Origin of the sequence: Microbacterium sp. RD1 (assembly GCF_052220165.1) — a bacterium.
Classification (GTDB): domain Bacteria; phylum Actinomycetota; class Actinomycetes; order Actinomycetales; family Microbacteriaceae; genus Microbacterium.
Window position 1 is genome coordinate 350,358 of sequence record NZ_JBQPOL010000004.1, and the last position, 21,677, is coordinate 372,034.

General features: G+C 68.9%; 21 protein-coding genes. 9 read left to right on the forward strand and 12 right to left on the reverse strand.

Going from position 1 to position 21,677, the window contains the following annotated elements; genetic code table 11:
* Nucleotides 1-76: 76 nt before the first annotated feature.
* The 3 genes from ACTU3I_RS18355 to ACTU3I_RS18365 all read right to left on the reverse strand — a co-directional run bounded on the left by ACTU3I_RS18355 (nucleotide 77) and on the right by ACTU3I_RS18365 (nucleotide 3,498).
* A complete protein-coding gene (locus ACTU3I_RS18355) occupies nucleotides 77-772 on the reverse strand; it encodes an alpha/beta fold hydrolase (RefSeq protein WP_442927162.1) in 696 nt (231 codons plus the stop codon).
* Nucleotides 769-1,734, reverse strand: coding sequence for an alpha/beta fold hydrolase (locus tag ACTU3I_RS18360; RefSeq protein ID WP_442927163.1), 966 nt, complete (start codon nucleotides 1,732-1,734; stop codon nucleotides 769-771). Before ACTU3I_RS18360 ends, ACTU3I_RS18355 begins: the two co-directional genes overlap by 4 nt.
* An 81-nt stretch (nucleotides 1,735-1,815) precedes the next feature.
* Nucleotides 1,816-3,498: a CocE/NonD family hydrolase gene (locus tag ACTU3I_RS18365; RefSeq protein ID WP_442927164.1), complete on the reverse strand. Its 1,683-nt coding sequence runs from the start codon at nucleotides 3,496-3,498 to the stop codon at nucleotides 1,816-1,818.
* A 192-nt stretch (nucleotides 3,499-3,690) separates the two neighbouring features.
* On the opposite strand from ACTU3I_RS18365, the gene ACTU3I_RS18370 reads away from it, so the two are divergent.
* Nucleotides 3,691-4,086: an ester cyclase gene (locus ACTU3I_RS18370; RefSeq protein WP_442927165.1), complete on the forward strand. Its 396-nt coding sequence runs from the start codon at nucleotides 3,691-3,693 to the stop codon at nucleotides 4,084-4,086.
* Between the two features lie 9 nt (nucleotides 4,087-4,095).
* Here the strand turns inward: ACTU3I_RS18370 and ACTU3I_RS18375 are convergent, their stop codons facing one another.
* Nucleotides 4,096-4,803: an alpha/beta fold hydrolase gene (locus ACTU3I_RS18375; RefSeq protein ID WP_442927166.1), complete on the reverse strand. Its 708-nt coding sequence runs from the start codon at nucleotides 4,801-4,803 to the stop codon at nucleotides 4,096-4,098.
* A gap of 145 nt (nucleotides 4,804-4,948) precedes the next feature.
* Here ACTU3I_RS18375 and ACTU3I_RS18380 point away from each other — a divergent pair, with 145 nt between their 5' ends.
* The 3 genes from ACTU3I_RS18380 (at nucleotide 4,949) to ACTU3I_RS18390 (ending at nucleotide 7,353) form a co-directional block, all read left to right on the forward strand.
* Nucleotides 4,949-5,608, forward strand: a complete 660-nt coding sequence (locus ACTU3I_RS18380; RefSeq protein WP_442927167.1) for a GntR family transcriptional regulator — start codon at nucleotides 4,949-4,951, stop codon at nucleotides 5,606-5,608.
* A 194-nt stretch (nucleotides 5,609-5,802) separates the two neighbouring features.
* Nucleotides 5,803-6,720 (forward strand): AEC family transporter, encoded by a 918-nt coding sequence (locus ACTU3I_RS18385; RefSeq protein ID WP_442927168.1) that lies wholly within the window; start codon nucleotides 5,803-5,805, stop codon nucleotides 6,718-6,720.
* 75 nt (nucleotides 6,721-6,795) lie between these two features.
* Nucleotides 6,796-7,353, forward strand: a complete 558-nt coding sequence (locus tag ACTU3I_RS18390; RefSeq protein WP_442927169.1) for an HdeD family acid-resistance protein — start codon at nucleotides 6,796-6,798, stop codon at nucleotides 7,351-7,353.
* Between the two features lie 55 nt (nucleotides 7,354-7,408).
* Here the strand turns inward: ACTU3I_RS18390 and ACTU3I_RS18395 are convergent, their stop codons facing one another.
* Together ACTU3I_RS18395 and ACTU3I_RS18400 are read right to left on the reverse strand one after the other, a co-directional pair.
* Nucleotides 7,409-9,397 (reverse strand): S9 family peptidase, encoded by a 1,989-nt coding sequence (locus tag ACTU3I_RS18395; protein ID WP_442927170.1) that lies wholly within the window; start codon nucleotides 9,395-9,397, stop codon nucleotides 7,409-7,411.
* Nucleotides 9,394-10,164 (reverse strand): SDR family oxidoreductase, encoded by a 771-nt coding sequence (locus ACTU3I_RS18400; RefSeq protein WP_442927171.1) that lies wholly within the window; start codon nucleotides 10,162-10,164, stop codon nucleotides 9,394-9,396. The genes ACTU3I_RS18395 and ACTU3I_RS18400 overlap by 4 nt, the downstream gene beginning before the upstream one ends.
* 126 nt (nucleotides 10,165-10,290) lie before the next feature.
* Here ACTU3I_RS18400 and ACTU3I_RS18405 point away from each other — a divergent pair, with 126 nt between their 5' ends.
* The 4 genes from ACTU3I_RS18405 (at nucleotide 10,291) to ACTU3I_RS18420 (ending at nucleotide 13,134) form a co-directional block, all read left to right on the forward strand.
* Complete coding sequence (locus ACTU3I_RS18405) at nucleotides 10,291-10,764, forward strand: NfeD family protein (RefSeq protein ID WP_442927172.1); 474 nt, start codon at nucleotides 10,291-10,293, stop codon at nucleotides 10,762-10,764.
* A complete protein-coding gene (locus tag ACTU3I_RS18410; RefSeq protein WP_442927173.1) occupies nucleotides 10,761-11,861 on the forward strand; it encodes an SPFH domain-containing protein in 1,101 nt (366 codons plus the stop codon). Before ACTU3I_RS18405 ends, ACTU3I_RS18410 begins: the two co-directional genes overlap by 4 nt.
* Entirely contained in the window at nucleotides 11,858-12,634 is a 777-nt protein-coding gene (locus tag ACTU3I_RS18415; RefSeq protein ID WP_442927174.1) for a glycerophosphodiester phosphodiesterase family protein, read from the forward strand. The genes ACTU3I_RS18410 and ACTU3I_RS18415 overlap by 4 nt, the downstream gene beginning before the upstream one ends.
* Nucleotides 12,635-12,750: 116 nt before the next feature.
* Nucleotides 12,751-13,134, forward strand: coding sequence for an RNA polymerase-binding protein RbpA (locus ACTU3I_RS18420; RefSeq protein ID WP_442927175.1), 384 nt, complete (start codon nucleotides 12,751-12,753; stop codon nucleotides 13,132-13,134).
* Nucleotides 13,135-13,165: 31 nt separating this feature from the next.
* Here the strand turns inward: ACTU3I_RS18420 and lnt are convergent, their stop codons facing one another.
* The 6 genes from lnt to ACTU3I_RS18450 form a co-directional block, all read right to left on the reverse strand.
* Entirely contained in the window at nucleotides 13,166-14,698 is a 1,533-nt protein-coding gene (gene lnt / locus ACTU3I_RS18425; protein WP_442927176.1) for an apolipoprotein N-acyltransferase, read from the reverse strand.
* A 48-nt stretch (nucleotides 14,699-14,746) separates the two neighbouring features.
* The gene (locus tag ACTU3I_RS18430; RefSeq protein WP_442927177.1) at nucleotides 14,747-17,233 is read right to left on the reverse strand and encodes a DEAD/DEAH box helicase; all 2,487 of its coding nucleotides are present in this window, start codon (nucleotides 17,231-17,233) and stop codon (nucleotides 14,747-14,749) included.
* Nucleotides 17,230-17,991, reverse strand: a complete 762-nt coding sequence (tatC, locus tag ACTU3I_RS18435) for a twin-arginine translocase subunit TatC (protein ID WP_442927178.1) — start codon at nucleotides 17,989-17,991, stop codon at nucleotides 17,230-17,232. The genes ACTU3I_RS18430 and tatC overlap by 4 nt, the downstream gene beginning before the upstream one ends.
* A gap of 66 nt (nucleotides 17,992-18,057) precedes the next feature.
* Nucleotides 18,058-18,309, reverse strand: coding sequence for a twin-arginine translocase TatA/TatE family subunit (gene tatA / locus ACTU3I_RS18440; RefSeq protein ID WP_442927179.1), 252 nt, complete (start codon nucleotides 18,307-18,309; stop codon nucleotides 18,058-18,060).
* A gap of 76 nt (nucleotides 18,310-18,385) precedes the next feature.
* Complete coding sequence (locus ACTU3I_RS18445; protein WP_442927180.1) at nucleotides 18,386-19,351, reverse strand: helix-turn-helix transcriptional regulator; 966 nt, start codon at nucleotides 19,349-19,351, stop codon at nucleotides 18,386-18,388.
* Nucleotides 19,348-20,340 carry a helix-turn-helix transcriptional regulator gene (locus ACTU3I_RS18450; RefSeq protein WP_442927181.1) on the reverse strand — a complete coding sequence of 331 codons (993 nt, stop codon included), beginning with the start codon at nucleotides 20,338-20,340 and terminating at the stop codon, nucleotides 19,348-19,350. Before ACTU3I_RS18450 ends, ACTU3I_RS18445 begins: the two co-directional genes overlap by 4 nt.
* Before the next feature lie 95 nt (nucleotides 20,341-20,435).
* On the opposite strand from ACTU3I_RS18450, the gene ACTU3I_RS18455 reads away from it, so the two are divergent.
* Nucleotides 20,436-21,446 carry a linear amide C-N hydrolase gene (locus ACTU3I_RS18455; protein WP_442927182.1) on the forward strand — a complete coding sequence of 337 codons (1,011 nt, stop codon included), beginning with the start codon at nucleotides 20,436-20,438 and terminating at the stop codon, nucleotides 21,444-21,446.
* The last annotated feature ends 231 nt before the right edge of the window (nucleotides 21,447-21,677 follow it).

Consider the following 21,677-nt stretch of genomic DNA (forward strand, 5'->3'; position numbering starts at 1 on the left):
CTCCTTCGACCACCAGCATCGTCTCCCGGGGAAGCGGACGCTCGACTATCCGCGTCCGATCCGATCGGCGCGCGAATCAGAGCCAGTCCGCCATGGCGCGCTTGGTGCCCTCCAGATCCGCGATGTACAGGTTGTGCTGGCCACCCGGTACGGTTCGTACGACGTAACCGCCTGCCGCCAGCTTCGTCACCAGGTCCGGCGTGACCGCAAGCGGGGGGTCTGCCAGGACAACAAGCGAGGGAACGACCGGCTCCGCCGAAGGCGTCATGTCAGGAAGCGACGGGTTATCACCCTCGAACCAGGCACGGTCACAGCGGGAGATCGAAATGCGCGTGGCTGTGACGTGATGAGGTTGGAAAGCGGGGTACAGCGCGGCAAGCGTCTCCTCGTCCACGAGAGAACCATCGTCCTGCAGCGGGAGGGTAAGGGGCAGGTCGGCGGGGACCTCCCAACCCGGTTCGAGATAGATGGCTCGCTGGGGGAGGAGCCTGTCCACCGCCGCCAGCAGGGCGCGCCCACCGAGTGATTCCCCGACGACCAGATCCATCCCCGCCGGGAGGGTCTCGACGAGATCATCGCCCAGATCCTCCGTCAGGTAACTCGATGCGCGCGCACTTCGGCCATGCCCTCGCTGATCGAGGAGCGTGACGGTGTAGCCGTGATCGGCGATCCACGGAGCGAGTTCGAACCACAAGTCGCTGTCCCCGCTCAGCCCGTGCACGAGTGCTGCGCGCTTCGGGCCGTCCCCGATAGTGGTCGTCCAGAGTTTCATGAGAGTCCTCTCGATGTCATGTCGTGCCCTGTCGCGCCGCCTCTCGCGCGTTGCGCGATCTCCTCGAGGATGTCCGGCACACGGATCGCCCCGATGACATGTCCGTCGTCGGGCCAGATCCTCAGCGTGCTGCCCGGAATGGACTCATGCTGGTGCTGCACGTGGGCGAACGGGACATTGATGTCGTGTGCTCCCGCGTGAAATTTCACCGGGATGTCGATGGACGCAAGGTCCAACTCCCACGGCTGCGTGAAAAGCCACAGGTCGTACGCCGGCCCGTCCGCTTCTCGCTGGTTTGCCAGCGCGAAGACCCGGGCCATCCAGTCGATCAGGGTGGGGTCTGACTGCATGGCTGCAGCGTCGGCGGGAGGTGTCAGCGACATCAGTTTGCCGAGGATCCCGGCATCCTCGCCATGAGCGGCTGACTTGCCAACCATCGCCTCCACGAGGGGGATGGCGGCTGCGGGTCCGCCGGATGCGACCTCGAACATGTCGCGGTTGATGGGATTCATCGCGGCCCGCTTCTCGGCGGTGTCGAGAGGGCCGACCCCGCACACGACGTATGCCTCGACGATACGATCGGGAATCAGTGCGGCACAGGCCAGGGCGTAAGGTCCCCCGCCCGACCCACCGATGACGGCGAACTCCGCGATGTCCAAGAAGTCTGCGATCGCCATCACGTCAGCCGGCCACGAACGCACGGTCCGCTCGGCATCGAATGTCGAGTCGCCACACCCCGGACGATCCGGAGATATCAGGCGCACTCCCACCCGCTCAGCCGCATCGACGACCGACTGAGCGAGCAATCTGTTCGCCGGCGACCCGTGGAAGTGGAAGACAGCCGGCCCGTTCGGATCGCCGTACTCGTCCCACGCCAGAACTCGTCCGGTGGGGAGGGTGAGAGACCCTGACGGCGTGAAGTTCCGGGTCGCCCCTTCGCCTTGTGTGGGCGATTCACTCATATCGCTACCGCTCCTTGTATCGATCGTTCTGCAGAGGCTGGCGTCATCGACCGCCGGTGAAACCGATCGGCTCTGATCGGGTCAGGGGCGCACCGTCGACGAGGTATTGATCACCGGCAACCTGACATGCGTCGCGGCCCCGGCGCGATGGAACACCGTCTGGTGCGCCGACTGATAGTCGGCATCCGTGGCGATCGGATCGCCGGTGTTGGGGTTGGGGTGCACGACGGGTGCGTAGCTGCTGGAGATCTCCAGACGAATCCGGTGGCCGGGGGAGAAGGTGTGCGCAAGATCGCGCAGATCGATGCGGTAGCGCTCGATGCGTCCCGGCTCGAGAAGCTCTTCGCGCTCGCCCCCATTGCGAAAGCGTGCGCGCACGACGCCTCCGAGTGCCCAGGGACCGAGCTGGAGGGCACGGCCGTCGGGCTGCACGTCGAGAAGGCGCGCGGTGAAGTCGGTGTCACGGGCGTCACTGGCGGCGTACAGCTCGACGACCGTCGCACCCACGACCTCAACAGGCGACTCGAGCACGTCAGTGGTGTACACGAGGACGTCGCGGCGTCGCTCGAGGTAGCGCTGATCAGTTCCCCGGGCCTGGGAGATGAAGCCCTCCGGCATGGTGGGAGTCACCGGATCCGTCGGATCGTAGACGTAGTGATCTTCGGGTTCCTCGCGGGGTTCGTCCCAGGAGAGTCGACCATCACCGTCCAGCGTGTTGGCCGCGCCGCCGCTGTGAAGAAACAGCGGGCGCATCACCTCCTCGGTCAGGGGAAAGGTGACTTCCTCTCGCCAGCTGTTGGACCCCGTCACGTAGATCCGCACCGGCGGCGCGTTGAACGTCGAGGAGCTTTCTGCCAGGTAGCGGTCGAAGAACGCCAGATGCAGTTGATCGAGATCGACGACGGAGTCATCGGTGAATTCGAAGTCGCCGATCGACGTCTCGCCGCCCTGCGACGTGTGAGCGTGGTTCCACGGACCCCAGACGAGGAACTGGTGGTCGCGCGCCGGCGAGTGGCGCTGCATTCCGCGCCAATAGGTCAGGGCACCTGGTTGGTCCTCATCGAATGAGCCGAGTATGTGCAGGGAAGGGATGACGAGGCCGGCGAAGTCCTCGTCGCTGAAACGGATCCGGCGCCAATAGTCGTCCACGACGGGATGGGCGATGAACTCATCGAACGCCGGTGTCGGCCCTCCCATCATTTGCGAGAGGGCGCTCAGCGGACGCAGGCTCAGAAGTTGCTCGCGGGTAGGTCCGGGCTGACCCGGGCGGAGCTCGGCCGTCATCACCCCTTCCCACATCGCCGCCCATTCCAGCAACAGGGCACCGCCCTGGAAGGGGAGTTCGTCGGGGTAGCGGCCAGCCGCCGAGGTGGGGATGATGCACACGAGGTGCGGCGGCCGTTCGCGAGCTGCCAGCCACTGAGAAGTCGCCACATACGAGGTGCCGAGCATGCCGACCCGACCGTCGCACCAGGATTGCGCAGCCAGCCATTCGATCGTGTCGAAACCGTCCTCGCCTTCGTTCGCGAAGAAACGGAAGGTCCCTTCGGAATCGCCGCGACCGCGCACGTCCTGGAGCACCACGGCGTATCCGTTGGCTGCGAAAAATCGTGCCTGCCGATCGAGCCCCATGCCCATGCCGGTGAACCGGCGACCGTATGGCGTGCGGACCAGCACGCAAGGGTGGGGGCCCTCGCCATCCGGGAGGAACAGGTCAGCGACGAGGTCGACGCCGTCGCGCATCGGGGTCCGCAGGATTGTCATGGCGGTCTCTTTCGAGTTCGTCATTCGAGCACTCCTCGAGCTGGCGCCCGGCGGACGGCCCGCGCGGACTGTTCGAGACAGTCTGGGGCGGCCGGTTCAGACCCGATATGTAGAGACGAACAGCAAAATGGCAATCGCTGTGTCGATCTCGCCAACGACACGGCGTCACGCTCCGCCGCCGATAATGGGCAGGTGGAACCGTGGGAGCTGCGCGAGTGGTACGCCGACTACCTCGACGCGTGCAACCGCCATGATCTCGACGCGATCCGCTCGTTCGTCCATCCGGCCGTTCGGCGCGCACACCTCCCGGGCGGCGACGACGCCTGGGTCTCCGACATGGCCGAGCTGTTCCATGGCTTCCCCGACTGGCGATGGCGCCGCATCCAGCTCGTCGTTGAGGACGATCGGATCGCGGCGCATCTGCGGGGGAGCGGCACGCATTCGCGCGATTTCCGCGGAGTCGCACCGACGCGCCGCCACGCGAACATCGCGGAGTACGCGATGTACCGCGTGGCGGGCGGTCGGATCACGGAGTTCTCGGGCTCCAGCGACGCGGAGCTGCTCGCCCAGCTGGAGGTCGCGACGTAGACCGCGCTGTCAGGCAGCCGGCGCGAGCGCGCCCTGCGCTGCGGTCGCGATCACATCGGAGACGACTCCGGCCTGGGTGAGGAACAACGCGTGGCTGGCTGAGACGTTCGTGATGGTTGCACCCGCCCGCGCGGCCATGTGCTGGAGCATCGCCTGGTCGAAGGACTTGTCCTCTCCGGCGATGACGGCCCACGTCGGCTTGTCGCGCCACGCCGCGTGCGGCACCGGTGTCTCGAACACCGACATGTTGATCGGAACCTGCGAGTCGCGCAGGAACGCCGCATCCTCGTCGCTGGCGTCCGCGGCGAACCCGGCCTGAAACAGGTCGTGGTTCAGAAAGCCGAAGCCGTCGCTTCCGACGTCGATCACGAAGTCGGGAGTCGCGGCGAAGCCCTCGTACTGCTGCGCCGTCGTCTCGCCGGAGTCCGGCGCCAGCGCGGACACGTACACCAGCCCTGCGACCTTCGGATGCACCCCGGCAGCGGTGATGACGGTGCCGCCCCAGGAGTGCCCCACCAGGATGGTCGGTCCGTCCTGCAGGTCCAGCACGCGCGTGGTGGCCGCGACATCGTCGGCCAAGGAGGTGAGGGGATTCTGCACGATCGAGACGCGGAAGCCGCGGGCCGTCAGATTCTCGTACACGCCTCGCCATCCGGATCCGTCGGCGAACGCGCCGTGCACGAGGACGACGTTGCGGACGGAATTCGTGATGTCCATGAAAACTCCTTCTGTTCTGCGCCGCCTCGTCCGGCGGCGTCCTTTCGGTCAACGCTGGCGATGTGCAATATATTGCATATTGATTTCCCAAACAAGGGTCACCGCTCGATTTGGACTCTGCGGGCGAGCGTGGGCAATATATTGCATGCCGATTCCTCCGGGCGCTGCCGCCGTCGATCGCACGCTGCTTCGTGACGATGTGTATCGGCGTCTTCGTGATGCGATCGTGGACGGAACGTTCACGCCGGGGGAGCAGCTGAAAGACGGGGAGCTGGCTCAGTGGCTGGGCGTGAGCCGCACGCCGGTGCGGGAGGCGCTCCTGCGCCTTGCAGGGAGCGGACTGGTGGTGACATTGCCCGGCCGGTCGACGACCGTCAGCGAGGTCGATGCCCGCGCTGTGCGCGACGCGCGGGATGTGCTCGCCGCGATGCACGCACTCGCGGTGCGCGAGGCCTCCGGCCGGCTGTCGGAGGACGACATCGATCGTATGCGGGAGGCCAACCGCCGCTTCGCGGACGCTGTCGCAGCAGGGGATGTCGACGCTGCCCTGGATGCGGATGAGGAGTTGCACGCGGTCGCGGTCACGGCGCTCGACAACCGCGCCGTCGAGTCGGTGCTCGACCAGTTCGACCCGCTCGTCCGGCGAACAGAGCGGCTGCGCTTCCGCACCGACGGGCACGCATCCGCAGAAGTGCACGAGCAGCTCATCGACCTGATCGCGTCCGGAGACGTCGAGGCCGCTGCATCCGTGGCCTACGACATCTGGCACACTCTGCCGACGGAGGACTCGACAGCGACCGCGTGATCGGCGCAAGCCGTTCGGGCTGCCTGGGCCGTCGGTGAGGCCTGCGCGGTCGCGGGGCCAGGCTGCGGCGCAAACAAACTGACATAATGTGCATTATCGGCAAGAGCACGCGCGGTCCACACCGCAGTCGAGCTGCTCGGCGGCAATAGGCTCGGAGGCGTGACCCCGACCATCCCTCGCATCCCGGCGGGCTCATGATCGGGGTGCTGACGGGGTTCGCCGTCGTGGGCCTGGCCGTGGCGATCGGCTACGTGCTGGGCCGCACGAATCTGCTGGGCGACGCCGCCCGCACAGTTCTGACGCGGCTCACGTTCTTCGTCCTGTCGCCGTTCCTGCTCTTCGTCATCCTCGCCGAGGCCGACGTCCACCTGCTGTTCTCGGCCCTGCTGCCGGTGTCGGCGCTCACGGCCGTCGCGATGTTCGCGCTGTACACACTTCTCGCGGTGATCTTCTTGCGGCGCGGACTCGGCGACACCGTCGTCGGGGCTTTCACCAGCGGATACGTCAACGCCAACAACATCGGCATTCCGCTGTCGCTCTACATCCTCGGCAACGCGGCCTACTCCGCACCGATCGTGCTCTTCCAGCTGCTCATCTTCATGCCGGTGAGCCTCGCCCTCCTCGACGCGGCCTCCGCGGGCGGGCGCTCCCTCCGGCGCATCGCGACGCAGACTCTTCGCAACCCGATGCTGTGGGGCGCCGCGCTGGGCGTGCTCGTCTCGATCCTCGGCGTCGACCTCCCCGCGATCGTGCTCGATCCTCTGTCGCTGATCGCCGACGCCTGCATTCCGATCCTGCTCATCGCCTACGGGATGTCGCTGCACGGACAGCGCGTGCTGACGGCGGGCGGCTACCGCGCCGACGTCCTGATGGCGTCAGCGATCAAGCTCCTCGTCATGCCGGTGACGGCGTGGCTGCTGGCTCTGGCGTTCGCTCTTCCGCCCGAGCAGACGCGCATCGTCGTCGTGCTCGCGGCTCTTCCCACCGCCCAGAACGCGTTCCTCTTCGCTCAGCGGTACCGCGTGGGCGAGATCATCGCGCGCGACACGATCTTCGTCACGACGATCGCCTGCGTCCCCGTCCTGTTCCTCGCGGCGGCGCTCTTCCCCTAGCGCGCCTCTCCCCATGCGACACGCGGATGCTCTAGGGTGAACGTCGTTCACAGCGTTCTCTCAGAAAGGCACCCGATGTCTCTGGACTCCTCCACACGCTCCGCCGTGACGGCCATCCGCGCCGCCCTCGGCGTCAGCGGTGCGCTCTCCCTGATCGTCGGCATCCTGATCCTGGTCTGGCCCGGTCGCACGGCCGCCGTGGCCGTCGCCATCCTGGCGATCTACGCGATCATCGCCGGAATCGTCTATGCCGGTCTCGGCATCTTCTCCAAGGGCATGAAGGCCTGGTCGAGGATCGGACACATCGTCCTCGGCCTGCTGTTCGTCGCCGCCGGCATCATCGCGCTCGCCAACCTCGCGGCGGCGACCGCGAGCTTCGCCCTGTTCCTCGGCATCCTCATCGGCATCCTGTGGATCGTCGAAGGCATCGTCGCCCTCTCCACGCTCGGCGAGGCCGGATCGCGCGGCTGGACGATCTTCTTCGCGATCATCAGCATCCTCGCGGGCATCGTACTGCTGTTCTCGCCGTATTACGTGGCGCTCCTGTGGCTGTTCATCGGCATCTCGCTGATCGTGCTGGGGATCTTCCAGATCATCCGGGCCTTCACGTTCGGACGCACGGCGCGCGCCTGATCCGTCCGCACGTCACCGCACGAGGGCGCTCCGGGGACTCCCGGGGCGCCCTTTCTCAGACCGGCAGGTGCCGATCCCACCAGTCGAGGATCGCCTCGAAGCGCTCGACGCGGTGGCGGGGCCGCCCCGAGCGGGTCAGCTCGTGCGTCTCCCCCGGGAAGATCAGCATCTCGGCCGCCGTCCCCTGGCGCTTCAGCGCGCTGTAATACCTCGTCGCCTGCTCCAGCGGACACCGGTAGTCCAGTTCCGAGTGCAGCACCAACGTGGGTGTGGTGACCTGATCCACCACGGCCATCGGGCTCTGGGCTCGGATGCGGTCGGGGTCGGTCCCGACGTACTCATCCCCGAAGAACGACCCGATGTCGCTCGTGCCGCGGAAGGTCGTCGGGTCGAGGAACCCCCGCTCCACGATCGCCCCGGCGAAACGGGAGTCGTGCGCGATGATCCATGCGGTCAGGTACCCGCCGTACGAACCGCCCAGGATGCCGGCGCGCGTTCCATCCAGACGCGGGTCGGACGCCACCGCGCCGTCGAAGAAGTCGAGGACGTCGGTGAAGTCGACCGTTCCCATCGCGTGCCGGATGGCCCGACCGTGGGCGCGGCCGTACCCCGCACTCCCCCGCGGATTGCAGTAGACGACGGCATAACCGGCGTCGACGAGCACCTGCGTCTCGTCGAACACGTGCACGCCGTACGCGGCGTAGGGACCGCCGTGGATCTGCAGGAGCACGGGGAACGGCCCCTCCCCCGCGGGCGAGGCGACCCACCCGTGAACGGGGTAGCCCTCCCGCCCCATGATCTCCACCTCGCGCGGCGTCACGATGCCCGCGGCGCGCACCGCTGCGCCGAAGTCGGTGAGCGTCGTCGGCCTGTCGTCCCCGCTGAGAAGGACGAGTTCCCCGAAGGAGTGGGGCGTGCTCACGGATGCGACGATGCGCTCCCCCGCGACGGCCACCCCGCCGACCTCCACGTCCCCGGCGAGTACCTCGGTCAGCTCACCGCGGCGGGATACGCGGAGAAGGCGCATCCGTCCACGAGCGCGATCCTGAACGAGCACGTCGTCCCCGACCGGAGTCACCGCGCTTCCCACCTCTCCGAGGTCGATCCTCTCGGCGTCGGTGAGCGGGCGCGGTCCGCTCTCCTCGAGGATCCACAGGCCGACACCCGGCGCGACGAAGTCGACGCCGTCGGGCCCGACGTCATTGGCCAGAAGGAGCACGGCACCGTCGTCCGCGACAGCGACGTCGAGCACCGACAGGTTCGCGTCTGCGCCCAGCACTTCGCGCCGGGTCCGGTCGCCGGCATGCACCGCGACGACGCGACTGCGCAGATCGCGGCGCGACGACTCGAGAGCATCGGGCACGACGAGGATCTCGCTGCCGTCGGCGCTCCACACCGGGCCGTGCCAGCTCTCCGCTCCGGTCGTGAGCGGGGTGGATGCCGCGGCGACGACCGTGCGCGCGGGTTGTTCCTCGTCGTCGGCACGCACGCGGGGCGCCGGCTCGTAGAAGGGCTCCGCGTCGACCTCGGGCGCATCGATGACGAAGAGCTGCGCCGGCCGATCGGCGAGATAGCCCAGCCCGTCGGCGTGCCAGCGCACCCCGGCGATCCGCCGCGGCGGCTCGGCCGCAGCATCCAGGCCCGGCACCGTCCCGTAGCGTCCCGGCTCCGGAACGCGGGCGATGTACGCCAGGCGCATCCCGTCGGGTGACCACGCGAAGGACTCCACGCCGAGCTGCGCGTCGGTCGCCTGCACCGCCTCTCCCCCTGCGGCGGCGAGCACATGCACCTGCGGGCGGTCGCGCTCATCGGCCCGCAGGAACGCGATGCGCGTGCCATCCGCGCTCACCGAGGGAGCAGCGTCCGAAATTCCGCGCGTCAGCCGGCGCGGCGCGCCGTCGGGCAGGTCGACACGCCACAGCTGCCCGACGTTGCGGTTGGCGTCCAGGTGCGGACGTGATGTCGAGAACACCGCGAACGAGCCGTCGGGAGCGATCGAGGGGCGCCCGAGCGCGATGAGCTTCTCGATGTCGCGGGGCTTCACGCGCCGGCGTCCTCGAACGACGAGGTGTCGCCCACGAGCCGCGTGTGATCCTCCGGCACGGGGTCGAGGGCGGCCCGTGCCACCTCGGCGGCGAACTCCGACACGTTGTACAGTCGCCCCGCCGACTCCCGGCGGAGTGCGATCGCCCCCGGGTTGGCGCGCTCGAGGAGTGTGGCGGTGATCGTGCCCTCGATCATGTCGCCCGACACCACGACGAAGCCGATCCCGCGCTCCTCGAGCTCGGGGATGAGCTCGAGGAGCGCGTCCTCGCCCGCGCGCTTGGACAGCGCCACCGGCTCGTACTCGGGCATGGTCGCGGTGGTGCGGATGAAGTGCGCCTGGTGGCTCGTGACGAACACGACGCGCGCCCCGTCACCGAGAAGCGGCAGGGCCGTGTGGAGAACGCGCACCTGCGCGTCGCGGTTCAGCTGCAGCGCGTAGTCCTCGGCCATCCCGGCCTCCATGCCGCCCGAGGCATTCAGCACGAGGATGTCGAGTGCGCCGAACGCGCGCTCCACCTCGGAGAACATCGCCTGCACCGAGGCGTCGTCCGTGAGGTCGGCACCGACGACGAGCGCCTCGACGCCGAGGCCGCGCAGCTCGGTGGCAAGCTTCTCGGCGCGCGGCGCCTTGTTGCGGTAGTTGACCACGACGTTCGCACCGGCTTCGGCGAGGTAGCGGACCGTGTCGGCACCGATGCCGCGCGACGATCCGGTGACCAGTGCGGTCTTGCCGCGGAGCGAGTCGGGCGGGAGGGTCTGGGTCACGAGAACTCCTGTGAAGTCTGGGGTGGATCGCCGCGCGTCGACACCGGCGCACAGGCCATCCGACCCTACCAACCCCGCCCTCCCCGGACCCTGCCGTGATACGTTCGGGAAGCAAGGAGGCGCACGATGGAGCTACTCCAGAACATCGAGCAGTGGGCGTGGATCGCCTGGCTCGTGCTGATGCTCGTCTTTCTCGTGATCGAGATGCTCACCCTCGATCTGACCTTCCTGATGCTGGCCATCGGCGGACTCGCCGGGCTCGGTTCCGACCTCCTGGGCGCCCCGCTGTGGCTGCAGGTGATCGTGGCAGCCGCCGTCGCGGCCGTGCTGCTGCTGGCGCTGCGCCCGCCGCTGCTGCGGCGTCTGCACCGCGGTTCCGATACGAGCCCTTCCAACGTCGAGGCACTTCTCGGCCTCGACGGGCGCGTTCTCGCCACGGTGTCGGGCGTCGGCGGCCAGGTGAAGCTGTCCAACGGGGACATCTGGACGGCCCGCACCGAGTCGGCCGAGGAGATCGAACCGGGGAGTCCGGTGCGCGTCTCGCGCATCGACGGCGCGACAGCTTTCGTCCGACCCCGCCCCCCGGAGGTAACCGAATGAACGCACAAGAGATCATCCCCGCCGTGATCGGGTGGGCCCTCGCGATCGCGGTCCTGATCTTCGTGCTCGTGGTGATCTTCCGCAGCATCCGGATCATCCCGCAGGCCAGCGCGGGCGTCGTCGAGCGCCTCGGCCGCTACCACAAGACGCTTGCTCCCGGGCTGAACCTCCTCGTCCCCTTCATCGACCGCCTCCGCCCGCTCATCGACATGCGCGAGCAGGTGGTGTCGTTCCCGCCGCAGCCGGTGATCACCGAGGACAACCTCGTCGTCTCGATCGACACCGTCGTCTACTTCCAGGTGACCGATGCGCGCGCGGCGACCTACGAGATCGCCAACTATCTCGGAGCCGTGGAGCAGCTCACCACCACGACGCTCCGAAACGTCGTCGGCGGCCTGAACCTCGAAGAGGCGCTGACCAGTCGCGACGAGATCAACGGGCAGCTGCGTGTCGTGCTCGACGAGGCCACCGGCAAGTGGGGCATCCGCGTCTCGCGCGTCGAGCTGAAGGCTATCGATCCGCCCGTGTCGATCCAGGACTCAATGGAAAAGCAGATGCGCGCCGAGCGCGACCGGCGCGCGGCGATCCTCACGGCCGAGGGCTCCAAGCAGTCGCAGATCCTCGAGGCCGAGGGTCGTCGGCAGGCGGAGATCCTGCGCGCCGAGGGCGACAAGCAGGCCGCGGTGCTCCGGGCGCAGGGCGAGTCGGAGGCGATCCAGATGGTCTTCTCCGCGATCCACGCGGGCGGCCCGGACGAGGGGCTGCTGGCCTACCAGTATCTGCAGACCCTTCCTAAGATCAGCGAGAGCCCCTCCAACAAGCTCTGGATCATCCCGAGCGAGCTGACCGAGGCGCTCAAGGGCATCGGCGACGCTTTCGGCGGACGGGTACCGCAGGGTGCGGCGCCGCGCTCGCCGCGACCGAACGGCCAGGCGGGCAGGCCCTCCGGTGGCACCGAAGAAGCGGTCGCGGCAGCACGGGAGGCCGCATCGGCCGCCGATGACATCGCGGCGCAGGCGCGGACGACCCTCCCCACCGGTGCGGGCGAGGTGCCGACCGGCGACGACAGCGGTGCCGAAGGGCTTCCGTCGCGGTGACGCACCCGTACTTCGCCGGGTCGCCCTCTCCGCGCGTCCTGGCGCACCGTGGTCTCGTGACCTCGGATGCGGCGGCTCAGGGCGTGGCCGACAACTCCTTCGCCGCGGTCGCCGCTGCCCATGCCGCCGGCGCGACGTTCGTCGAGTCCGACTGCCACGTCACGCGCGACGGCGTCGTCATCCTCTTCCACGACGACGATCTGTCCCGTATCGCCGGCGATCCCCGAACGGTCGCCGAGCTCACGGAGCGGCAGCTCTCGGACATCATGGCCGACCATGGCGGTCTCATCACGCTCGAGCAGGCACTGGATGCGTTCCCCGACGTGCGCTTCAACCTCGACGTCAAGGCGGCCGGCGCCGAGCAGGCGGTGGGCCGTCTGGTGGCCCCTGCCGCCGATCGGGTGCTGCTGACGAGCTTCTCCGACACGCGAAGGCTCGCGGCGCTCGCCGCGGCCGAGCGCTCCCGCCCCGACCTGCGCCCGGCCACGTCGGCGGGGTCGGGCGTGCTCGCACGCCTCCTCGCCGCCCTCACCCTCCGCAACCGCCGGGCGGTCGCCCGGCTGCTCACGGAGGTGGATGCGCTGCAGATCCCCGAGCGTCACCGAGGAGTGCGCATCCTCTCCCCCCGTCTGATCGATGCCGCGCATGATGCGGGTGTCGAGGTGCACGTGTGGACGGTGAACGAGCGACCCGACATGCTACGGCTCCTCGACCGCGGCGTCGACGGGCTGGTCACCGATCGCGCCGATCTGGCACTGTCACTCGTGAACTGACCCCGGCACGACCGGCCCGCTGAGCATCCACTGTGAATGCCCGTCAGAACCTGACCGTTCGGATGGTTCGCCCAGGTCGGAGCGTTATACCGGAGTGTTGACGAGAGGACCACACAATGGCTGACCGCAGTCTGCGCGGTGTCCGACTCGGCGCCCAGAGCCTACAGAGCGAAGAGGGCGTCGTTTTCCACGACCGCGCACAGCACATCTACACCTGCACGTCCTGTGGACGTGACACCACCCTGACTTTCGCCGCCGACGCGGAGGTGCCTCAGTCCTGGGAGTGCCGTACGTGCGGCGGGGAGGCGCTGCTGCGTATCGGCGACGGCACCGCGACCGTCGACCACAGCGACGACAAGGCCCCCCGTACCCACTGGGACATGCTGCTCGAGCGCCGCAGCCTCCCCGAGCTCGAAGAGCTCCTCGAGGAGCGGTTGGCCTACGTGCGCGCCCGTCGCGGTGCCGGCGACGACGTCACCGTGGAGAAGATCTCAGCCTGATCGCCCCAGGCTCCCCGACGCCGGCCCTGATTCAGGGTCGGCGTCGTTCGCGTGCGCGGCGCGCGGTGGCGAGCACGCCGAGCAGCACGATCGCCGCGAAGGACATCCACCCGATGGCCAGCTGCACGGCACCGCCGATCACGACAGCCGGAGTGAGACCGGTGCGAAGCGGCACGTCCGTCAGCATGGCCCCCACCTCCCCCGCGGGAAGGCCGTCGAGGATGGAGCCGTCCGGTGCGATCACCTGACTCGTTCCGACGGTGGAGATGTTGACCACCGATCGCCCGGTCTCGATCGCGCGCATCCGCGCGAAGGCCAGCTGCTGCTCGTTCTCATCCGTGTCGCGGAAGTCGGCGTTGTTGGTCTGGAAGACGTAGAGCTCGGCGCCGTCTCGGGCTCCTTCCCACACCACGTCGTCGTAGATCACGTCGAAACAGATCGCCAGGCCCACCGGCACACCGCCCGCCTCAACCAGCGGCGGATTCGTGCCGGGCGTGTACTCGCGCCCGATGAGGCCCACGAGGTCGGGGGCGAGCATCTGGAAGAACCAGCGGTCGGGAACGTACTCGCCGAACGGAACCGGGTGGGTCTTGTCGTGCAGCTGCGGCTCCCCCTCACCCCACAGCATCGACGTGTTGAAGATGTCGTCGCCGCGCGCCGTCGCGGCGTTGATGAGGAGGGGCGCGTCGACACGCTCCGACAGCGCGTCCAGAAGACGAGCGGTTCCCCGATCCGCCAGCGGATCCGAATCGACACCGCCCTCCGGCCACACGAGGAGGTCCAGGTCTTCTCCGAGGAGAGGCGTGGTGGCTTCCAACTGCGCGTTCAGGATGTCGCCACGCTCGCGGGCATCGAAGTAGCCGCTCGGTCCGTTCCCCTGGACGCTCCCCACCCGCAGGCCCCCCGCCGCCGAGGTCGGGAACGCCGGCAGCACGAAAAGCAGCGCCACGACGGCGGCGGCGGGCACCGCCGTGCGGGCGTCGCGCCAGCGGCCGGCCCGCGCCCACTCGATGCCGGCTGCGACGGCGAGCACCATGAGGAAGGTGAGCCCCGTGACACCGACCCACGACGCCAGGTGCGCGAGCGGGCTCTCCGACTGGCTCATTCCGATGCGTCCCCACGGAAAGCCCGTATACGGCCAGTTCCCCAAGATCAGTTCACGCAGCGTCCACAGTCCGGCGATGAGGGCCGGAAGCGCCGTGAGCCTCACCCAGCGACCCGGTGCGAACCGCGGCAGCCAGCGGTACGCCAGGGTCAGGGGGACGGACAGCGCCGCCCAGAGCACGCTCTCCAGACCCGCCAGAGCGAACCACGGCACGACACCGAGGTACCGCGTCGTCCACGACACATGGACGAACCAGAACGCTACGCCGAAGGCGAGCCCCACCAGGAACGCTCCGCCGATGGAGCGACCGATGAGCGAGACGAGAGCGAACGCGACCGCGACGAACGCCAGCGGCCACCAGCCGATGTCGGGGAACGCGGCATCCAGGACCACACCGCCGACCACGGCGGCGAGAACGGCGGCCCACAGCGGCAGGAGAGGTCGCTCGCGTCGGGGCACGGATCGACCCTAGCCGCGTTCTGCTGACCGAGGGCTGAGCCCGGCGGCTCAGACCGCGGAGTAGGCCACGATGCCGTGCCGGACGCCGTCGAGCGCCTGACGGGCGACCCCCGCGAGCGGGGAATCCGCGACCAGCGAGATCTGATCGAGGAGATCGATCGTCTGCTTGGCCCACCGGACGAAGTCGCCTGCCGCGAGATCGGCGTCCACCAGCACCCGGTCCAGCGGAACACCGCGAACCCACTGGTGCATGGCGCCGGACAACCCGACGGCGATCGGCTCGGTGCCGGGCAGCCGGGAGTCCTGCTCGAGATCGTCGAGCTCCTGCCACAGACGCTGCGTCGCATCCAGCGCACCGCGGAACGCACCCCGTGGCAGCCCGTGCTCGCCCGCCCCCGCCTCGTCCCGCCTCGGCTCGTATACGAGAGCGCACGCCAGTGCCGCCAGGCCGGGAGCGTCGAGGCCCTCCCACAGGCCCAGGCGCAGCGATTCCGCGACGAGCAGGTCGCGCTCGCCGTAGATGCGCCGCATCGTGCGTCCTGACGGGGTCAGACGCGTCGAGCCGTCGTCGTCCACCACGACGTATTCGAGCGCGGCGAGGACGTCGACCACCCGATCGAAGACGCGCGCGACAGTGCCGGTGCGTGTCTGGATCTGGTGGCGGATCTTGTCGGTCGAGCGCTTCAGCTTCCAGTACCGCTCGGCCCAACGGGCGTGGTTCTCGCGATCGGGGCAGTTATGGCACGGATGCCGCTGCATCCGCCGTCGAAGCGATGCGATCGCGCGCTGCCGCTGCTCGCGCGTCGCCCGCGAGGCGTTGCCGTCGCGCCGGTTGAGTTTCTCCTCGTCGGAGAGTTCGCGGCGGATCGCGGAGTACTCGCGGAAATCACCGCGATCGCAGGTCATCGCCTTCTCATACCCGGCGAGCGACTCCTCCGCTTCGCGCACCTGCCGGGCCAGCCCCACGACGGCACGGTCGGCCTGGAACTGCGCGAAGGACGACTCGAGGATCTCCCGCGCCCGCGCGCGGCCGAACTGATCGATGAGGTTCACCGCCATGTTGTACGTCGGGCGGAAGCTCGAATTCAGCGGATACGTGCGGCGCGACGCCAGAGCGGCCACGGCCTGCGGGTCCAGCGCCTCGGTCCACTGGATGACCGCGTGTCCCTCGACGTCGATGCCGCGCCGGCCGGCACGGCCGGTGAGCTGCGTGTACTCCCCCGACGTGATCGCCACGCGCGCCTCGCCGTTGAACTTCTCCAGCCGCTCGAGCACCACGGTCCGCGCCGGCATGTTGATGCCGAGCGCGAGCGTCTCAGTGGCGAACACCGCCTTCACGAGTTTGCGCTGGAAGAGCTCCTCGACCACCTCCTTGAAGGCGGGGAGGAGTCCGGCATGGTGCGCGGCGACGCCGCGCTCGAGGTTGTCGCGCCACTCCCAGAAGCCGAGCACCGCGAGGTCTTCTTCGCGGAGCGTCCGCGTGCGCTCCTCGACGATCTCGCGGATCTCCTTGCGCTCCTCGACGCTCGTGAGCCGCAGATTCGCGCGGCGCACCTGCGACACTGCGCCATCGCATCCGGCCCGGCTGAAGATGAAGAAGATCGCGGGGAGGAGGTTCGCGCGAGAGAGCAGCTCGACGACCTGCGGCCTGTCGAGCCGTTCGATGCGGGGAAGGTTCGCCGACCGGACGGGCCGCTGTCCGCTCTTGTGCGGGCGCCGGCCCGACGGGATCGTGCCGGCTTGGCGACCGGATCGGTACGCCTGGCTGCGCCGGTTGTTCTCGTACGTCGCCCCTGACCCCGAGCGGATCCGCAGCAGTTCCTGATTGACCTGGGCGGTGGCGATGCCGGCTCTGTCGTCGAAGAGGGGAAGGAGGTCGCCGCGCACGAGCACGTGCTGCTCCAGGGGAACGGGGCGCACCTCCGACACGATCACCTCCGTGTCGCCGCGAACGGTGTCGAGCCAGTCGCCGAACTCCTCGGCGTTAGAGACGGTGGCCGACAGCGATACGAGGCGCACCGACGCGGGGAGGTGGATGATGATCTCCTCCCACACCGCCCCGCGGAAGCGGTCGGCAAGGTAGTGCACCTCGTCCATCACGACGTAGCGCAGGCCCCGCAGCGCCGCGGAGTCGGCGTACAGCATGTTGCGGAGCACCTCGGTGGTCATCACCACGATGCGCGCCGATCCGTTGATGTTCGTGTCCCCGGTGAGAAGCCCCACCTCGTCGGCGCCGTACACCTCCTGGAGCTCGCGGAACTTCTGATTCGACAGCGCCTTGATGGGTGTGGTGTAGAACGCTTTGTCGCCCGGCTCGCGCATCGCGAGGTGCACGGCGAACTCGCCCACGATCGTCTTCCCGGCGCCCGTGGGGGCGGCCACGAGCACACTCCGCCCCTCTTCGAGCGCCTGACATCCGGCCAGCTGGAAGTCGTCGAGCTCGAACCGCTGCGAGGCGGCGAACTCCGCGGTGAGCGGATGCTTCAGCCGCTGCGAGGCGCGCGCGAAGCGCTCCGCCGGACTCGGCTCGCTCACCCGGGGTTTCCGGGTGTGAGCAGCTGCGCGTCGCGCTTGCGGCGACGACGGTCGAAGAGGAGCGACACGGATGCGGCGGCGAAGAACAGCACCACGAGGATGCCGCCGAGCAACAACATGCTGACGACGTCAGCGGACGGGGTGGCGAGGGCGGCGAAGACGGTGGCGACGAGGATGGCGACGCGCCACCCCTTGAGGATCGCCTTGCCCGACATCACGCCCGCGAGGTTCAGCGCGACGAGGAAGACGGGGAGGACGAAGGCGACGCCGATGACGACGAGAAGCTTGAAGACGAAGTCGTAGTAGTACGACGCGTCGTAGAACGACGATCCGCCCTCGGGCACGAACGAGTTCATCAATTCGACGATGTGGGGCATCACGAGCAGGCCCACGGCGCAGCCCGCGAAGAACAGCGGCACGGCGGCGAGGATGAAGCCGATCGTGTAGCGGATCTCCTTGCGCGTGAGCCCCGGCATGATGAATGCCCAGATCTGCCACAGCCACACCGGTGCCGACAGCAGCAGGCCGATGGCGAAGGACATGCGCAGCCGCAGGTCGAAGGCGCTGGTGACAGCCGTGAACATCAGCTCCACCTTCGCCTGGTCTCCCTCGCGCTCCGCGATCTGACGGATGGGCTCGGTGATCAGGTGGATCACGGGGTCGGTGATGAAGAACGCGATGACCATGCCGACGACGAGGGCCGCCGCGGCGATCACCAGGCGCTTGCGCAGCTCGATGAGGTGCGCGCCCAGCGACATGCGGGTCTCGCGGCGCGGCCTCTCAGCCCCGTCGACCCGTGGGGGTCCGGTGGTGACCACGTCGGGTCAGGAGGAGGATTCGGGCGTCCCGCCGGGCCGGTCGGCGGGGACGTTCGACGACGTCCGCGTCTCGGGCGCTTCGGCCGGGGCGCTCGCCTGCACGGCGTCGTCCTTCTTCATCTCCTTGATCTCGCCGCGGAAGACGCGCGCCGACTGCCCCATGCTCTTGGCGAGGGCCGGGAGCTTGGCCGCACCGAAGAGCAGCAGGATGACGGCGAGGACGACCAGCAGATGCCATCCGGTGAAGTTGGCGAACATGGGATCTCCTCGGGAGTGGACCGGCTTCCAGTGTAACCCGGGTGCCTCTGCACGGCCCGGTGGCGCGGCCGTCCGGCTAGCCGCGATATTGCGCGAGGCCCGCCGCCGCCCACGACGCGGCGGCACTGCGGGCTCCGGCCGGTTCGAGGATCTCGACGCTCCCGCCCCGGCGGGCCGCGAGTCGCTTCAGGCTGTGCTCGTCCGCGACCCGCAGCGTCGCGGTGATCGTGCCGCCGGCTGCGGTGGTCTGCGCGCGATCGAGATAGTCGCCCAGCAGCGGCGCGAGCGTCGCGGGGAACCGGATGCGCGCGAGCGCGTCGTTCTCGCCGGGCTCGAAAAGGTCGGGGACGGGTTCGGCGCCGTGGGTGATCGCGATATCGGTCAGCGCGGGTTCGCTGACGCGCTCGAGGTGGAACGTGCGCATGCCTTCGCGCATGTGACACCAGCCCTGCAGATACCACTGCCCGTTGGCGATGTGGACCTTGACCGGATCGACGGTGCGGGTCGTGACCGCGGCATCCGGAGCCTGATAGGTGAACGACACGGCGACGCCGCGGCGAAGCGCCTCGTCGACGACGTCGCGCACGCCGTCGACGGGCCCCGGCGCGACGATCACGTCGGCGGGGGCGGCCGAGGCGCCACGGGCGAGCTTGGCGAGCAGCCCTCGCACCAGATCGCTGTCACCGACGCCCGGCACGGTGCGCACGAGCTGGAGGCCCGCGAGGAGGGCTGCCGCCTCTCGCGCGGTGAGTCTGGGCGCCCTCTCGAGTCCGACGGTGTGGGTGATGGAGATGAGGTCCCGCTGATCCAGCAGATCCCAGTCGATGTCGAACAGGTCGTGGGGCAGCTGCCAGAATCCGCCGTCGCCGGGGAGGCCGATGACCGTGAGCTTCTCGACCATGCCCCGCATCTGCTCGGGTGTGACGTCGAACTCGTCGGCCGCCTCGGCGACGGATACCTCGCCTTTTCCGACGAGATACGGCACGAGCTGCAGCATCAGAGCCGCGCGATCGGTGGCCAGCAGCGGGCGGGCGGGGGTCATACCGCCTCCTCGTGCAGGCGCACCGTCGCCTCGAGGCGGCGGATGACCTCGTCCCGTAAGCGGTCGGGGGTCACGACGCGCACCTCCGGGCCATACGACGCGAGCTCGTCCGCGAAGATGTGCACATCGACGAACGGCACGCGGATGCCCTGCTCCGCCGCTGTCGCCCGGCGGGAGAGCCGCAGGGCCGCCTCCGTTCCCGGATGCACCTCGAGGAGCGCGCTCTGCGTCGCAGCCACGGTCTGGAGACCGGCGAGGGCCTTCTCCCCGGCGCCGTCGCGCAGCTCGGGGTCGAATCGCTCACGGGTCGTCTCGACGTCGCCGACGATGCGCGAGAGAAGGAACGTGCGCTCGGCGTCGACGGTGAGGTCGAAGCCGAACACGTGCCAGCGGGCCTCGTACTCCACGAGGGCGAACGGGCGGATGCGACGCTGCCGCGGGGCCTCCTCCCCCGGCCTCAGGTAGGGGAAGGTGACGACTCGACTCTGCTCGATCGCCGACTGCAGAGCGGGAAAGGCGGGGTCGCGCAGGCTGATGCGGGGGGCGTAACCGATGATCGGCTCGTCGACGGGGATGCCGAGCGCCCGGATCTTGCGCAGGCCGCTGCGCGCATCGGCCGATAGCGACTCCGATCCCCATACGCCTCCGGCGAGGTTCAGAAGAGCGAGCTCGGCCGGCGTGAAAGTGATGTCATCCGGCAGAGCGTATTCGGCCGTCGGCACACGGTAGCGAGCCTCGCGCAGGTCGTCGGGGTCGGCGTAGTCGCCGATCGTCTCGATGGGCACCCCGAGTCCGCGCAGGCTCTCCTTGTCGCGCTCGAACATCTTCTCCAGCGCGTCCTTGGACGCCCCGGCCTCGACCTGCTCGCGGTACCCCGCCACCGACGACAGGATGGTGTCTTTCGTGAGGCCCTGTTCGGTAGCCATCAGCGCCACGACAAGGTTGACGAGGCGCTCTTCTGGCGCGTTCTTTCCCGGAGTCGTCGGCACCCTGACATCCTACGGTCGGCCCTTCCCGACGAGCGCGGCGGCGCAGTGTAGCCTGACGCCGAGCGCACCGAGGGGGTGCCGGGGCGGAGTCCACGATGTGCACGAGTTTCCAGCTGCGCGCCACCGACGGGAGCGTCTGCGTCGCCCGCACGATGGAGTTTCCCAGCATGCTCGGCGCGAAGCTCACGGTGCTGCCCCGTGGCATCCGCCTCGTCTCCACTTCCCCGGACGGCGACGGCGTGTCGTGGACCACGTCGTACGGCGTCGTGGGCATGGATGCCGTGGGGAGCCCCCAGCTGCTCACCGACGGCATGAACGAGAGGGGCCTCTACGCGGGGGCGTTGTACATGCCGGGGTTCGCCGCCTACGAGGAACCGTCGGCCGATGCCTCCCGCAACCTCGACGTGCTCGATGCCGTCACCTTCGCGCTGACGACGTGCGCGACCGTGGCCGAGGTGTTCGCCGCCTTCAGCGAGATCACCGTGTGGGGGCGCGAGAACCCGCTCATCCACGGCGTCCCGCCGCTCCACCTGGTACTGCACGATGCCGGCGGCGCGGCCGGCGTGATCGAGTTCGAAGCCGGCGCGCAGCAGCATCGCGACAATCCGCTCGGCGTCGCCACGAACGCGCCGTATCTCGACTGGCACTACGACAACGTGCGCAACTGGCTCCCCCGGCTCGGGGCGGCCAACCCGGCCCCCGTCGAGATCCGCGGTGTGACCTTCGCGCCGCTCGCCCAGGGGCAGGGCTTCGTCGGGCTCCCCGGCGACTCCGGCAGCGCGGGGCGGTTCCTGCGTGCTGCCGCCTACGTCATGACACTGCAGGCGCCGGCGGATGCGGCGGGCCTGGAGAACCTCAGCCTCCACGCCCTGAACAATTTCGACATCCCGGCGGGGATGATGACCGGTGTGAGCGCAACGGGCATCGAGCAGGACGACCAGACCAAGTGGTCGAGCATCGCGAGCCTCACGGCGGGTCGGTACATCGTGCGCATCCAGGACGACCCGACTCCGGTGGCGGTCGACCTTGCGACCACCGATTTCACCGGAGATGTGCCGCGACAGCGTGAGCTCGTCGCCGGCGGCTTCGCCCCCATCACGGTGTGAGGCCCGCTGCGCGGCCGAATGGCGTCGAACCCCGTCGCTGAGCGAGGAGCGCCGACCGGGCCGAAGCGCCCCCGCGGTGACGCACGCCCGCTCAGCACCTGGAAGGCGTCGCGGCCGGTCGCTGAGCGAGCAGCGCAGCGACGAGACGAAGCACCCCCCACGACGTGACTGTTCCTCCACAACCTGTCCAGGAAAATACCTGTCCACAGGTTCTTTCCAGTGACCCGGATG